Origin of the sequence: Streptomyces sp. NPDC017056, assembly GCF_044332485.1 — a bacterium.
GTDB lineage: Bacteria > Actinomycetota > Actinomycetes > Streptomycetales > Streptomycetaceae > Streptomyces.
Genome location: NZ_JBIRPD010000020.1, coordinates 75,162 through 88,958 on the forward strand (window position 1 = coordinate 75,162; position 13,797 = coordinate 88,958).

The window sequence follows — 13,797 nt, forward strand, 5'->3', positions numbered from 1 at the left end:
GGCCGCGCCCCGCGGCCATGGAGGAGTGAGATGAGGAGCAGCAACCCGGTCTTCTCGCGACGGGGGTTCAGCCGCGACAACAACGGCTACGCGGGCTTCAACGCGCCGCCGCAGGCCGGGGGCCCCGCAGCGAACCCTTACGCCGGAACGAACCCGTACGCCCAGGGCCCCGCCGACGCGTACGCGCAGGGCACCCAGGCGCCGCAGTACACGCCGCAGACCCGTCCGATGACGATGGACGACGTCGTGCTGCGCACCGGCATGACGCTCGCCACGGTGATCGCCGGTGCGGCCGTCGGCTGGATCTTCCTGACCAAGAGCCTCGGCTTCGCCGTCGGCGCCGGGCTGATCGCGATGGTGCTGGCGTTCGTCCAGTCCTTCAAGCGCAAGCCCTCGCCGGCCCTGATCCTGACCTACGCCGCGTTCGAGGGCCTGTTCCTCGGCGCGCTCAGCGGCGCGATCAACGACATCCCGAAGTTCAGCGGCGCGCCCATGCAGGCCGTGATGGGCACGATGGCGGTCTTCGTCGCCATGCTCGTGGCGTACAAGACCCGCATCGTGCGGGTCACCGCCCGCTTCACGCGGTTCCTGATGATCGCGATGCTCGGCTTCGTGCTGCTGTCGTTCGTCAACGTGCTGTTCATGGCCTTCGGCGGCGGTGACGGCCTCGGCTTCCGCAGCGGCGGCCTGGGCATCCTGTTCGGCGTGGTCGGCGTCGTCCTCGGCGCGCTGTGCCTGGCCCTGGACTTCAAGCAGGTCGAGGACGGCATCGCGTACGGCGCGCCGCGCGAGGAGTCCTGGCTGGCCGCGTTCGGCCTGACGGTGACCCTGGTGTGGATCTACACCGAGCTGCTGCGGCTGATCTCGATCCTGAGGGACTGACGCCCCGGCGTCCGGCACGGTGACGTGACGTGACGGAGGGCCCGTGGGGAGCTTCCCACGGGCCCTTCGGCGTTCTCGGCGGGCACGGGTCAGAACTTGCGCGCTGCGCGCCTGAGGTCGTATTCGTGGACGATCGCCTTGGCGTGGCCGTAAGCGAGGTTGTGCTCGCCCCGGAGCCAGCTGACCTTCTCCTCGAAGCGGAAGAGAGCGGGGCCTTCATCTACGGTGCGAAGCCAGTCGGAGACTTCGCGGCCGGTGCAGTGGGGGATGCGGGAGAGCAGGTTCCGGTGGGTCTCTTCGGAGAAGAGTTGAGACATCGGCGCCTCCGGACGCGTTCGATGCTGGTCCTTCAGCCCACCGTGCCTGACCGTTGGGGTGTTGGCAACCACCCGGGAGTGGCGCATAAGCTCGGTCTGTGCTTGACGTGACGCCCCTGCAAACCGCCGTAGACGCCCTCGCCGACCGCCTGAGGGCGCTGCCGCAGAGCACCCTTGCGCGCGGTCGCGCGGCCGAAGCGCTGGCGCTCGCGCGCGACTTGGCGGCCAGGGCGCAGCGGGTCGAGTTCCCGGCCCGTGAGCCGTACGAGCTGCCGGACGCCGGGATGTTCGCGGTCGGCGACCAAGTGGCGGTGGCCGGGCACGACTTGGCGGAGGCGGTGCGCGCCGCGGGGGACGAGCGGGAGCTGGCGTCGGCGGTGGAGCTGGTGCGGGGGGCCGCGGCGCGCTGCTGAGGCCCCCGGGGAACGGCCGCTTCCGGCCGGATGCTCAGAGGGACGCGATGACGCGGTCCGCGAGGATGTAGACGCTGTCGGCGGTGGCGGGGCCCCAGGAGAAGGTCAGGGCGTAGGCGCCGGAGATGCCGGAGCCGCCCAGGAGGACCGGGGTGCTGCCCTCGCGCAGGGCCGTGGCGACGCGCTCGGCGGTCTCGCGGTGGCCGGGCGTCATGCAGATCGTGGTGCCGTCGGTGAAGACGTAGACGTCCAGGGTGCCGAGCGGGCCGGGGCGGACGTCCGCGAGCGGGGTGCGGTCGCGGGCCAGCTCCTCCAGGCGCGTCACGGTGCGCTCGTGGTCCCCGATGGCGGGGGACGGGGTGAAGTCGGGGTGCGAGGGGTGGCGCCGGCGGGCGGCGGCCAGTTCGGCGGACTCGGCCTCCTCGGCTGGCTCGCCGTCCAGCGCGTCCACCGGTTCCAGGGTGTCCGCCTCGTGCGGTGCGTCCGGGCCGAGCAGCGACTCCAGTCCGGCCAGGTCCGCCTGCCGGGGCAGGAAGAACGGGTCGTCCAGCCGCTCGTGCGCGTCGAAGTCGGTGCCGCCGTCCAGCGGGCCCAGCAGGGACGGGGCGTCGGCGGCGTCCCGGGCCTCCTGGGCGGCCCAGAAGGCGCGGGCCTCGGCCAGTTCGCGTTCCCGCTCCTCGGCCAGCGCGTCGGCGACGGCCGCCCGTATGTCGGCGAGCCGCGTCTCGGCGGCGGGGGTGGCGCGGGCGGCGGGGATCGCGGCGGCCTGCGCACGGGCCTCGGAGCGCGCCTCGGCGTGCGCGGCGAGGAGCTCGGCGCGCAGCTCGGTGACCTGGCGGCGCAGCGCGTGGGCGGTGTACAGGGCGGCCGCTCCCAGGGTCACGGCGACCGCCGCGGCCAGCAGCAGGGCAAGGGTGATGGCGCTCACTGACGTACTCCCATTAGCAGAATGTCCCCCGACTTCCTACATCAGGCTGCCGGTTGTCGGCGACCGGGCCCAGTGCCTCAGGGCCCGTGAAGGACGGGGATTTGGACCTGGTGCATTCGGGTGACACCGCGCTGACCTGCGGGGGAGTGGTGCTCCGAGGGGTTTGGTCACAATCCTGGGGGAGATTTGGTAGCGATCTTGTCAACCGGTGATCCAGGTCACCGATTGTCGCTCTGCGTACGCCAGTTGGGACGCAGGGTGCGGGTGTGGCGCTTCTGGGGGACGTACGGACACGCACCGTCGCTAAAGCGTGCCGTACCCGCCGGGCGGCGGGCCGTCCCGGCCCGGCGGCGGGGCGCCCTCCGGCCCGGAGGGCGCCCCGCCGCGGCCGTGGTCAGCTCAGGCGCTCGATGACCATGGCCATGCCCTGGCCGCCGCCCACGCACATCGTCTCCAGGCCGAACTGCTTGTCGTGCCACTGGAGGGAGTTGATCAGGGTGGTGGTGATGCGGGCGCCGGTCATGCCGAAGGGGTGACCGACGGCGATCGCGCCGCCGTTGACGTTCAGCCGGTCCAGGTCGATGCCCAGGTCGCGGTACGAGGGGATCACCTGGGCGGCGAACGCCTCGTTGATCTCCACCAGGTCGATGTCGGAGATGCCCAGGCCCGCGCGCCGCAGGGCCTGCTTGGACGCCTCGACCGGGCCGAGCCCCATGATCTCCGGCGACAGGCCGCTGACGCCGGTCGAGACGATCCGTGCCAGCGGCGTCAGGCCCAGCTCGCGGGCCTTGGTGTCGGACATGACGACGAGGGCCGCGGCGCCGTCGTTGAGCGGGCAGCAGTTGCCGGCCGTCACCAGGCCGTCGGGCCGGAAGACCGGCTTGAGGCCCTGTACGCCTTCGAGGGTGACGCCGGCGCGCGGGCCGTCGTCCTTGCTGACGACCGTGCCGTCCGGGGTGGTCACCGGGGTGATCTCGCGCTCCCAGAAGCCGTTCTTGATGGCCTCTTCGGCGAGGTTCTGGGACCGTACGCCGAACTCGTCCATGTCCTGGCGGGTGACGCCCTTGGCGCGGGCCAGGTTCTCGGCGGTCTGCCCCATCGCGATGTAGGGGTCGGGCAGCAGGCCGTCCTCGCGCGGGTCGTGCCAGCCGGCGCCCTCCTGCTCGGCGCGGGCGGCGGTGCGCGCCTCGGCGTCGGCGAAGAGCGGGTTGTGGGTCTCGGGCATGCCGTCCGAGCTGCCCTTCACCGACCGCGAGACGGTCTCCACACCGGCCGAGATGAAGACGTCGCCCTCGCCCGCCTTGATGGCGTGCAGCGCCATCCGGGTCGTCTGGAGGGAGGACGAGCAGTAGCGGGTGATCGTGCAGCCGGGCAGGTGGTCCATGCCCATCTGTACGGCGACGATCCGGCCCAGGTTGTGGCCCTGCTCGCCGCCGGGCAGGCCGCAGCCCAGCATCAGGTCGTCGATGTCCTTCGGGTCCAGGGCGGGGACCTTGGCCAGCGCCGCCTTGATGATCTCGGCGGTCAGGTCGTCCGGGCGCACGTCCTTCAGGGAGCCCTTGAAGGCGCGGCCGATCGGGGAGCGGGCGGCAGAAACGATCACGGCTTCGGGCATGACGGCTCCAAAGGAAGACTGGCAGGACTGTGGGGGAAGTTACCCGGACGTAGGGCGCAGGTCACGGGGAAGGGCTTGTGATGCGGGCCTCTTTTCTAAGCGGACGCTTACCACGCGGGGTGCCGGGTCATTCGCCCCGCGGCGCCGGTGCCGTGGTCCGCGCCGGGTCGGTGGTCGGAATCTGGCGGCGGCGCCGGTGCTTGAGCAGGGCCCAGGGAGCCCGCGTGGCGGCGACCTCCGTACCGCCCTCGTCGGCGGCCTGGGCGGCCGCCTCGGCAACCGGGAGGATGCCCTCGCGGCGGTGCGGCTCGGGGTGTTCCGCTTCGGGCCACAGGCCGAGCGCGGCACAGAGCGTGGGCAGGACGGCCATCGCGGCGGTGGCGTAGCCCTCGGCGGACGGGTGGTAGTTGTCGGGGCCGAACAGCTCGCGGGGGCGGGCCTCGAACTCGGGCCCCAGCAGGTCGCCGAGCGAGACCGTACGGCCGCCGTTCTCCACCACCCCTATGGTCTGGGCGGCGGCGAGCTGCCGGGACAGGCGGCGCGCGACCCAGCGCAGCGGCTGGTAGACCGGCTCGATGGTGCCCAGGTCGGGGCAGGTGCCGACGACCACGGCGCAGCCGGCCTCGCGCAGCCGGCGGACCGCCTCGGAGAGCAGGCGCACCGAGCGGGCCGGCGGCATGCGGTGGGTGACGTCGTTGGCGCCGATCATGATGACGGCCACGTCGGGCGCGGGCGCGGGGCCCCGGAGCAGGTGGGAGACCTGCCGGTCGAGGTCGTCGGACTGGGCGCCGGGCAGCGCCACGTTGTGCAGGTCGACCGGGAGTTCGGCGACGGCGGCGAGGCCGGAGGCGAGCAGCGCGCCCGGCGTCTGGCGGGGCCGGTGGACGCCCTGGCCGGCCGCCGTCGAGTCGCCCAGGAAGCCGAGGCGCAGGGGCGGGCGGTCGGTGCGGTGGGCGAAGGCGGAGCCGTAGCGGCCGTCCGCGCTGGGCGGGACCTCGCTGGAGCCGCCGACCGTACGGCGGGCGAGGCGGACCTCGGTCAGCAGCAGGCCGACGCCGGCCACGCCGAGCAGACCGATCCCGCCGCCTCCCATCGCGGCGGCGGCGGCGATCCGCCGTGCCACCCTCGCCCTGGACATGGTCATCGGCATAGGCCGGGCACCTCCCCGTGCAGTGCGTGCGTGAGTGAGTGGGACTCGGAGACGGAAGTGGGGGTGGAGTGGTGGTGGCGGTGGACCCGGCGGCGGAATCGGGAGGACGCGGCGGCCGGAACGAATAGCGGTACAACAAGGTGGTGCCCCGCAGGACGGGCCGCGCAACGCGCACAGACGAGGCGAAGGACGGGCAATAGGCTGGTCTGATGGGCGCAGGACAGCGTGCCCCCGACCGCGGAGACCACCGTGCAGTTTTACGAATCCATGATCGAGCTCGTCGGCGACACCCCGCTGGTGAAGCTCAACAACGTCACCCGAGGGATCCAGGCGACCGTCCTGGTGAAGGTGGAGTACTTCAACCCGGGCGGGTCCGTGAAGGACCGGATCGCCGTGCGGATGATCGAGGCCGCCGAGCAGTCGGGCGAGCTGCGGCCCGGCGGCACCATCGTGGAGCCGACCTCGGGAAACACCGGGGTGGGCCTGGCGATCGTGGCCCAGCAGAAGGGCTACAAGTGCATCTTCGTCTGCCCGGACAAGGTGTCGACCGACAAGATCAACGTGCTGCGGGCCTACGGGGCCGAGGTCGTGGTCTGCCCCACGGCCGTGGACCCCGAGCACCCCGACTCGTACTACAACGTCTCGGACCGGCTGGTCCGCGAGACGCCGGGTGCCTGGAAGCCGGACCAGTACAGCAACCCGAACAACCCCCGTTCGCACTACGAGACGACCGGTCCCGAGCTGTGGGAACAGACCGAGGGAAAGATCACTCATTTCGTCGCGGGCGTGGGCACCGGCGGCACGATCAGCGGCACCGGCCGGTACCTGAAGGAGGCGAGCGAGGGCCGGGTCAAGGTCGTCGGCGCCGACCCTGAGGGCTCGGTCTACAGCGGCGGCTCGGGCCGCCCGTACCTGATCGAGGGCGTCGGTGAGGACTTCTGGCCGAGCGCCTACGACCGTACGGTCGCGGACGAGATCGTGGCGGTCTCGGACAAGGACGCCTTCCAGATGACGCGGCGCCTGGCCAAGGAGGAGGGGCTGCTGGTCGGCGGCTCCTGCGGCATGGCGGTCGTGGCGGGCCTGGAGGTCGCCGAGCGGCTCGGCCCGGACGACGTGGTGGTCGTCCTGCTGCCGGACAGCGGCCGCGGCTACCTCAGCAAGATCTTCAACGACGAGTGGATGGCCGACTACGGCTTCCTGGAGGACGCCGGGCCCGCGGCGTCGGTCGGCGACGTGCTGCGGCACAAGGAGGGCGCGCTGCCCTCGCTGGTCCACATGCATCCCGAGGAGACGGTCGGCGAGGCCATCGACGTGCTGCGGGAGTACGGCGTCTCGCAGATGCCGATCGTCAAGCCGGGCGCCGGGCACCCGGACGTGATGGCGGCCGAGGTCGTCGGCTCGGTCGTGGAGCGGGAGCTGCTGGACGCGCTGTTCGCGCAGCGCGCGTCGCTCGGCGACCCGCTGGAGAAGCACATGTGCCCGCCGTTGCCGCAGGTCGGCTCGGGCGAGCCGGTCGGCGACCTGATGGCGGTCCTGGAGAAGGCGGACGCGGCGATCGTGCTCGTCGAGGGCAAGCCGAAGGGCGTGGTGAGCCGGCAGGACCTGCTCGCCTTCCTGGCGCGCGAGGCCAAGCAGGGCTGAGCGGGTCCGCGCGGGTCCGAGCGGAGCACGCGGGCCACGTGGGGCGTGCGGGCCATGTGGAGGCGTGCGGTGCGCGGCGCCGAGGACAGCCGGCGTCAAGTGTCCGTCAGGAAACGGGCGGTCCGCGCAAGGTGTACGTATGCGTCACGTGCTCGCAGCACGGGCTTAACACTGGCCCGGCACAGTGGTGGGTGGTGGCGATACGGAATTCCGGAGCGGCTCCCGGACCTCCGCGGATCGCCTGGACGCGACGCGCGGGCCCGGCCCGGACCGCGTCCTTTGCGGGGACCGCCGTCGTCCCGACCCGGTTTCGGCCGAGGTACGGCGGTCTCCGCACCACCACCACGCGGACCGGGGCGGCGGGCGGCCGGTACCGGACGTCCCCCGCTAGCCCGGTCCCGGCCGTCCGCTCGGTCCGGCCGTCCACTCAGTCCCAGCCGTCCGCTGCCTGCTTGCGGCCTCCCCGGGAGAGCTTGAAGAAGCCCGAAGCGTGCACCGCGTTCACGCCGAATATGCCGGCCCAGGTGACGATCAGTCCGATGACGCCCTCGTTGACCGCGCCGATCGCGGACAGCGGGACCGCGAGGACCAGCGAGACGGTGGCGAAGCCGAAGCGCTCGCCGTAGCCGCTGCCGCCGGACACGCCCCGTGACGCGGGCGGCTGCGCGCCGCGCGCCACCTGCATCTGCTGTTGGGCGAACTGCCTGCGCACCCGCTGGTCGACGTTCTTGTCGAGCTTCTCCAGGAAGGAGTCGACGAGTTCCGACTCGTACTCCGGCCCCAGCTCCTTGCGCGTCTGCAGGGTCGCGTCGAGTTCTTTCCTCAGCTCGGGGTCGTGAGTAGCCATGTACCGAGATTACGGGCGCGGGGCGGCCTGCGCGGTAGGGGTAGCCCCCGTATCCGCGGCCGTCGAGGGGCCGGTGCCCCGGCGGGTCACGGTCCGGTAGAGGACGGCGGGGACGACGAGTCCGACGAGCCATGAGATGTCCGCGCCGCCGAGCGGGTCCACCAGCGGCCCCGTGTAGAAGTGGGTGGCGAGGAACGGGAATTGGGTCAGCACCCCGAGGGCGTATACGGACAGTGCCCTGCCGTTCCAGGCGCCGTAGCGCCCGGCCGGGTCGCTGAGCGCCGGGATGTCGTAGCGCTCCTTGGAGACCAGGTAGTAGTCGACGAGGTTGATCGCCGACCACGGGGTGAAGAAGGTCAGCAGGAACAGCAGGAAGTCCTTGAACGAGGTGAGGAAGGAGTCCTTGCCCAGCAGGGCCACGGCGGTGCCCGCGAGCATGATGCCGGTGATGTAGGCGGTGCGGCCGCGCGTGGTGAGGGTCTGTTGGCCGCGGAAGCCGCTGACGCTGGTGACCAGCGACATGAAGCCGCCGTAGGTGTTCAGGACGTTGATGGTGAGCTTGCCGAGGGCGATGACGAAGTACAGCGCCGAGGCCGTCAGGCCGGTGCCGCCCAGGGAGACCACGTAGGAGACCTCGTGGCCGACGAAGGCGGCCGGTGCCGCGGCGGCGGCGAGCGCTCCGAAGGTCATCGACCACTGCGAGCCGAGGACGGAGCCGGACAGCGTCCACCAGAACGTGGCGCGGGTGGAGGTGTGCCGGGGCAGGTAGCGGGAGTAGTCGGCGACGTACGGGCCGAAGGCCAGCTGCCAGGAGGCGGACAGGGAGACGGCGAGGAGGAAGAGGGGGAAGGAGAAGGACCGGTCGTGGAGGAGCACGGCCAGGTCGACGCGCTCCAGCAGGCGGGCGCCGAGGTAGAGGAAGGCCAGCGCGCACACGATGCCGGCCACCCGGCCCAGTGCGTGGATGAGCCGGTAGCCGACGGCCGCCGCGACGGCGGTCACCGCGGCGAAGACGACGATGCCCGGGGTGTCGCCCAGGTGCGTCAGCTCGCCGACCGCCTGCCCGGCCAGCACCGTGCCGCTGGCGAAGAACCCGATGTACATGACGATGACCAGCGCCAGCGGTACGACGGCGCCGCGCACGCCGAACTGGGCGCGTGAGGAGATCATCTGCGGCAGGCCGAGGCGCGGCCCCTGGGCGGAGTGCAGCGCCATGACCGCGCCGCCGAGCAGGTTGCCGAGCAGCAGGCCGGTCAGGGACCAGAAGGCGTTGGCGCCGAAGACGACGGCCAGCGCTCCGGTGACGACGGCGGTGATCTGGAGGTTGGCGCCGAGCCAGAGGGTGAACTGGCTGACGGGCGTGCCGTGGCGTTCGTCGTCCGGGACGGCGTCGATCGAGCGCTGTTCCACCACTGCCGCCATCGGCTGCCCTCTTCCGCGCATCGGCTGTATGAGTTCATGCAGGATTGATGCGGGTGAATGAAAAAATCAATACCCGGGACCGGAAAAAGTGCCGCGGGCGGTTCCGACGGTGGGCGCGGGCGCGCGGGGTGTCGGGGTGTCCGCTCAGGTGGCGGGCTCCAGGGGGCGCAGTTCGTCGGCGTACGAGACGGAGGTCCGGCGCATCAGGCCGTCGTCCGTGATGGCGTACTGGCCGAGCCGCCACAGGGGCGGGGAGTAGGCGTGCAGGGAGACCGCGTCGTCGGTGGCGCCGGTCAGGCGGTGGATGTGGTCGGGGCCGAAGCAGAAGGAGGACCCGGCGCCGACGGCGGTGGCCAGGTGTGCGCCGCCGATGCGCGGGTTGGACTCGGTCAGGACGCCCTGGACGACGCGTACCGCGCCGGAGGAGAGGTCGTGGTCGTGCCAGCCGGTGTCGTTCTGCCGGGTCCAGCACAGCAGCCAGACGTCGACGTAGGCGTCGCGGTGCAGGGAGGCGTAGTGCCGCTCGGTGTCGGAGAAGGCGACCTCGCCGCGCCAGAGGCCGGGGGCGGCGGCCAGCCGTTCGACGAGCCACCGCAGTTCGCGCTTGTCGAGGGTGCGGGCGGGCAGGGCGGCGAAGGGCTCGGGGACGTCGTGCGGGGCGAACGCTCCGGGGGAGTGGGTCATGGGCGGGCTCCTTGCGCCGGGCCGAGGAGGCGGGCGGGGTTGGCGGTACGCAGGGCGTGTACGGCGGCGGCGCCCAGGTCGGGCAGGACGGGGACGGCGTACGGGCGGTCGCTGCCGCTGACGACGGCGTCGATGCCGGCGGCGCGGACGACCGCGTCGACGGCGCGGGTGCCGTAGGAGGAGGTCTCGTGGAAGACGCCGGGGTCCACGCGGCCGCGGTCCCGGCCGCCGCGGGCCGCCAGCCGCTCGCCGTGCAGCGGGGCGAGGCCCGCGAGGGCGGCGAAGCAGACGCGCAGGCACGGGTGGCGCGGCCGGCCGAAGGCGCGGAAGGCGAACCAGGAGGCGTGCAGCTGGTGGAGGTAGGGGACCAGGGCCGGCCACCACGCGGGGCCGCGGGACGCGGCTGCCGGGGCGGCTCCGGGGTGGACGAACAGGGGCTTGTCGTGGCGTACGGCGGCGTCGACGAGCGGGGCGCAGCGCGCCCAGCCGGCGGCGTCGAGCAGGGCGGTGGCGGGGAGTTGGAGGCCGGCGCAGCCGCGGCGCAGCAGGCGTTCGACGGGTGCGGGGTCGGGGTCGGCCAGGCAGGGGGAGGCCCAGACGCCGAAGGGGGCGGGCAGGGCGAGGGCGCCGTCGTGGAAGGCGTCGAGCAGCGGGGCGGCTTCGGCGGGCGGCAGGTGTTCGATGCCGAGGGGGCTGGAGAGGGAGACCAGGGCCCGGTCGAGCCCGTCGGCGCGGGCCAGCTCCGTGCGGGCGGTGAGGTCGTGGCCGGCGGGGTCGACGGCGTACGGGGGTTCGCCGGGCAGGTGGAGCGTCCAGCCGTCCAGGCGGGGCGGTGCGCGGCGGGCGCGCAGCAGCTCGGTGAACTGCGGCGGCCAGTAGTGCTGGTGGACGTCGGTGGGCACGGGCTGCCTCCCGTGGATCGAGTGGACCGAGGAGGTTAACCGCTTAAGTTACGCGATTAAGTGAAGCGATTAACCGGAGCGGCTGTCAAGACGCGCACGGGGGCGGGCGCGCGTGCGCGGCGGCGGCCGCGGCGCCGCGCACGCGGGGCGCCGCGCGGGCCCTTGGGTAGGCTTCCGGCATGGCCAGGCCCAGCAAGCGCACCACCCTCCGCGAGGTGGCCGAGGCCACCGGACTGTCCACCGCGGCCGTCTCCTACGCCCTGCGCGGCACGCACGTCTCCAAGGAGACCGAGGAACGGGTGCGCAAGGCCGCCGCCGAACTCGGCTACGAGGCGGACCCCATCGCCCGCGCCCTGGCCGGCGGCCGCACCAGCATGGTCGGCGTACTGGCCGGCGACCTCCAGGACCTGTGGCAGCAGCAGCTGATGGCGGCGATAGGGCGGGAGTTGCTCGCGGGCGACCGGTACGCGCTCATCCTCGACGCGGGCGGCGACCCGCAGCGCGAACTCGCCCTGGCCAAACAGCTGCACGACCAGCGGGTGGACGGCCTGCTGGTGTCGCCGGTCGACCCGTCGGCGGCGGGCTGGGCGAAGATCGCCGAGGCGGTGCCTGTGGTGTCCGTCGGCGACTCGCTGCGCCGCGCCCGTACGGCGGGCGAGGTGCTGTTCGACAACCGCGCCGGCATCGACGCCGTACTGGAGTACCTGGTGGGGCTCGGCCACCGGCGGGTCACCGTCCTGACGCCGACCGGCCCCTCCACCCCGGACCGGCCCGCCGACGTCTACGTGCGGGAGGCCGCGGGGCGGCTCGGCATCGCGGCCGAAGTCCTGCCGTGCGCGCAGGAGCTGGGCGAGGCGACGGCGGTCGCGCGGCGCGTGCTGGGCGGGGCGGCCCCGACGGCGGTGTTCTGCTTCTCCGACTCGATCGCGTACGGGGTCTACGCGGCGGCGGCCGAGGCGTCGCTGGCGGTCGGCCGGGACGTCTCGGTGGTCGGCTTCGACGACCACCCGGTCTCCCGGGTGCTCACCCCGCCCCTGACCACCCTGGACTGGGGACTCGCCGGCATCGCCGAGGAGGCGGCCCGGCTGGCGGTGGCGGCGATCGAGGGCCGCCGGGTGCGGCGCAAGCGGATGCTGTGCGCGCCGCGGCTGAGCGAGCGGGGTTCGGCCGTACGGGTGTGACGGGGCGTGCGCCGGGGCCGTCCCGCCGGGGCCGGTCAGCCGGACGGCGGCGCCGCCGCCTTGCCCGGTCTGTATATGGTCATGCAGAGTCATGAGTGAGTGAATATCGGGCGGGCCGGGAGCGCGGCCGCGAGCACGGCCGGGAGGAAGCGATGAGCGGGGACGGTGGCGGCGAGGACCGCGGCGGCACGGCGGCGGGCACGGGGGCCGAGGGGGTGGCCCCGGCCGGACCCGGCGCCGCCACCGGCACCGCGGCCCGCCTCCAGAAGCTCTTCGAAGGGCACCGCCTGACCCCCACCCAGCGGCGCATCGCGCACTGCATGGTGCGCCGGGCCGGGGACGCGCCCTTCCTCTCCAGCGTCGAACTCGCCGAACTGGCCGGGGTCAGCCAGCCCTCGGTGACCCGCTTCGCGGTCGCGCTCGGCTTCGACGGCTACCCGGCGCTGCGCAAGCATCTGCGCGAGGTGGCGCCCGCCCCGGCGGCGCGCGGCGCGGACACGTACAACGAGTACCAGCAGGCCGTGCAGGCGGAGATCGACAACCTGCGGCACCTCGCCGCGGTGCTGGCCGACCCCGGGCCCGTGGTGCGCGCGGGGCGGCTCTTCGCCGCGTCCAGGCCGCTGCCGGTCCTCGGGCTGCGCGCGGCGACCGCGCAGGCCGCCGGCTTCGCCTACTTCGCCCGCAAGGTGCACCCGGACGTCCGGCTGCTCGACGAGGGCGGCACGATGCTCACCGACCGCGTCGACGCCGCCGTGCGCGCGGGCGCGAGCACCCTGCTGTGCTTCGCGCTGCCGCGCCACCCGCGCGAGGTCGTGGACGCCCTGGAGTACGCGCGTGCCGCCGGTCTGACCGTCGTCACGGTCGCCGACAGCGCCTTCGCGCCGGTCGCCCGCCACACGGACCTGCTGCTGCCCGCCGCGGTCGGCACCGGCCTCGCCTTCGACACGGCCTGCGCGCCGATGCTCCTCGGCCGGGTGCTCCTGGAGGCCATGTGCGACGCCCTGCCGGACGCGCAGGCGCGGCTGGAGGAGTTCGACGCGAAGGCGGCCGAGCGGGGGCTGTTCGTGGAGTGAGCCGCCCGGCCCCTCGGCCCGGCCCGCCGGTTTCACGGAATTCTCAGACGGGCTGGCTACCATCCGCCGCCGTATGGGGACCCGTCGCCGGGTCGTGGTGCGGAGGAGGTTGTCGTGGGTCGCGGGGCTGTTGCGCTGGCGCGGGTGGCTGTGGTGGTACGGGCGCCCGCCGGGTGGCTGTGGTGGCCGGGCGTACTGGCCGCGGGCATCGGTGTGCTGCTGCCCGGCCTGACCGGGCGGCGGATCGGGGTGCTCGCCGGTGCCGCGCTGTTCGTCGCCGCCGCCTTCGCGGTCTTCGCGGTGCGGCGCAAGCGGTACGCGCGCCTGGCCAAGGCGGCGTCCAGGGCCGGGAAGTCGGCGATCCTCCAGGACCGCGCCGTGACGCTGCGGGTCTGGCGGCGGGCGCACCGCTGGTGGCTGCTCCTGGCGTTCCTGGCGGCGGTCGGCTCGTCGTTCGCCCTGCCGGCGGCGGGCGGGATGCTGCTGGCCGGGGCGGGGCTCGGGCTGTGGGCCAAGGCGCTGTGGCTGGGCCGCTGGGAGCGCGAGCACGACGCGCTGCTGTGGGTGCGTACGGAGGCGGCGGTACGCGGCGGTGCCGCTGGCCGGGACGTACGCGGCCACCTGACGACCGGCGCGGCGGCGGGAGACGCGCGCCCCGGGGGCGCGAAGGCGGCGCGGCCGAAGGTGAAGGGCGCGGCGCGGGCGCCGAAGGCGCAGGCCCCGGGTCTCTGAGGGCCCCCTC

14 protein-coding genes are annotated in these 13,797 nt (G+C 73.5%); 6 read left to right on the forward strand and 8 right to left on the reverse strand.

Annotation, left to right across the window (positions count from 1 at the left end):
* Positions 1–30: 30 nt before the first annotated feature.
* Positions 31–882 carry a Bax inhibitor-1/YccA family protein gene (locus tag ACH4OW_RS30620; RefSeq protein WP_360127032.1) on the forward strand — a complete coding sequence of 284 codons (852 nt, stop codon included), beginning with the start codon at positions 31–33 and terminating at the stop codon, positions 880–882.
* 89 nt (positions 883–971) lie between these two features.
* Here ACH4OW_RS30620 and ACH4OW_RS30625 read toward each other — a convergent pair whose 3' ends face one another.
* Entirely contained in the window at positions 972–1,199 is a 228-nt protein-coding gene (locus tag ACH4OW_RS30625) for a DUF4287 domain-containing protein (protein ID WP_360127029.1), read from the reverse strand.
* Positions 1,200–1,297: 98 nt separating this feature from the next.
* Here ACH4OW_RS30625 and ACH4OW_RS30630 point away from each other — a divergent pair, with 98 nt between their 5' ends.
* Positions 1,298–1,612 (forward strand): hypothetical protein, encoded by a 315-nt coding sequence (locus ACH4OW_RS30630; RefSeq protein WP_360127026.1) that lies wholly within the window; start codon positions 1,298–1,300, stop codon positions 1,610–1,612.
* Positions 1,613–1,646: 34 nt separating this feature from the next.
* Here the strand turns inward: ACH4OW_RS30630 and ACH4OW_RS30635 are convergent, their stop codons facing one another.
* From ACH4OW_RS30635 to ACH4OW_RS30645, 3 genes are all read right to left on the reverse strand, one after another.
* Positions 1,647–2,540 (reverse strand): hypothetical protein, encoded by an 894-nt coding sequence (locus tag ACH4OW_RS30635; protein WP_360127023.1) that lies wholly within the window; start codon positions 2,538–2,540, stop codon positions 1,647–1,649.
* A gap of 394 nt (positions 2,541–2,934) precedes the next feature.
* On the reverse strand, positions 2,935–4,155 hold the full coding sequence (locus tag ACH4OW_RS30640; protein ID WP_360127020.1) for an acetyl-CoA C-acetyltransferase: 1,221 nt from the start codon (positions 4,153–4,155) through the stop codon (positions 2,935–2,937).
* A gap of 127 nt (positions 4,156–4,282) precedes the next feature.
* Positions 4,283–5,293 carry an SGNH/GDSL hydrolase family protein gene (locus ACH4OW_RS30645; protein WP_360127017.1) on the reverse strand — a complete coding sequence of 337 codons (1,011 nt, stop codon included), beginning with the start codon at positions 5,291–5,293 and terminating at the stop codon, positions 4,283–4,285.
* 261 nt (positions 5,294–5,554) lie between these two features.
* Here ACH4OW_RS30645 and ACH4OW_RS30650 point away from each other — a divergent pair, with 261 nt between their 5' ends.
* The gene (locus tag ACH4OW_RS30650) at positions 5,555–6,946 is read left to right on the forward strand and encodes a cystathionine beta-synthase (protein ID WP_360127014.1); all 1,392 of its coding nucleotides are present in this window, start codon (positions 5,555–5,557) and stop codon (positions 6,944–6,946) included.
* Between the two features lie 427 nt (positions 6,947–7,373).
* Here ACH4OW_RS30650 and ACH4OW_RS30655 read toward each other — a convergent pair whose 3' ends face one another.
* The 4 genes from ACH4OW_RS30655 to ACH4OW_RS30670 form a co-directional block, all read right to left on the reverse strand.
* Positions 7,374–7,793, reverse strand: a complete 420-nt coding sequence (locus ACH4OW_RS30655; RefSeq protein WP_360127011.1) for a hypothetical protein — start codon at positions 7,791–7,793, stop codon at positions 7,374–7,376.
* A 9-nt stretch (positions 7,794–7,802) separates the two neighbouring features.
* Complete coding sequence (locus ACH4OW_RS30660; RefSeq protein WP_398031044.1) at positions 7,803–9,215, reverse strand: purine-cytosine permease family protein; 1,413 nt, start codon at positions 9,213–9,215, stop codon at positions 7,803–7,805.
* Positions 9,216–9,359: 144 nt separating this feature from the next.
* Positions 9,360–9,899, reverse strand: a complete 540-nt coding sequence (locus ACH4OW_RS30665; RefSeq protein WP_360127005.1) for a cysteine dioxygenase family protein — start codon at positions 9,897–9,899, stop codon at positions 9,360–9,362.
* The gene (locus ACH4OW_RS30670; protein ID WP_360127002.1) at positions 9,896–10,801 is read right to left on the reverse strand and encodes an amidohydrolase; all 906 of its coding nucleotides are present in this window, start codon (positions 10,799–10,801) and stop codon (positions 9,896–9,898) included. Before ACH4OW_RS30670 ends, ACH4OW_RS30665 begins: the two co-directional genes overlap by 4 nt.
* Positions 10,802–10,980: 179 nt before the next feature.
* Between ACH4OW_RS30670 and ACH4OW_RS30675 the strand changes: the two genes are divergently transcribed.
* From ACH4OW_RS30675 to ACH4OW_RS30685, 3 genes are all read left to right on the forward strand, one after another.
* Entirely contained in the window at positions 10,981–11,982 is a 1,002-nt protein-coding gene (locus ACH4OW_RS30675; RefSeq protein ID WP_360126999.1) for a LacI family DNA-binding transcriptional regulator, read from the forward strand.
* Between the two features lie 152 nt (positions 11,983–12,134).
* On the forward strand, positions 12,135–13,055 hold the full coding sequence (locus tag ACH4OW_RS30680) for a MurR/RpiR family transcriptional regulator (protein WP_360127335.1): 921 nt from the start codon (positions 12,135–12,137) through the stop codon (positions 13,053–13,055).
* Between the two features lie 114 nt (positions 13,056–13,169).
* Positions 13,170–13,787, forward strand: coding sequence for a hypothetical protein (locus ACH4OW_RS30685; RefSeq protein WP_398031046.1), 618 nt, complete (start codon positions 13,170–13,172; stop codon positions 13,785–13,787).
* The last annotated feature ends 10 nt before the right edge of the window (positions 13,788–13,797 follow it).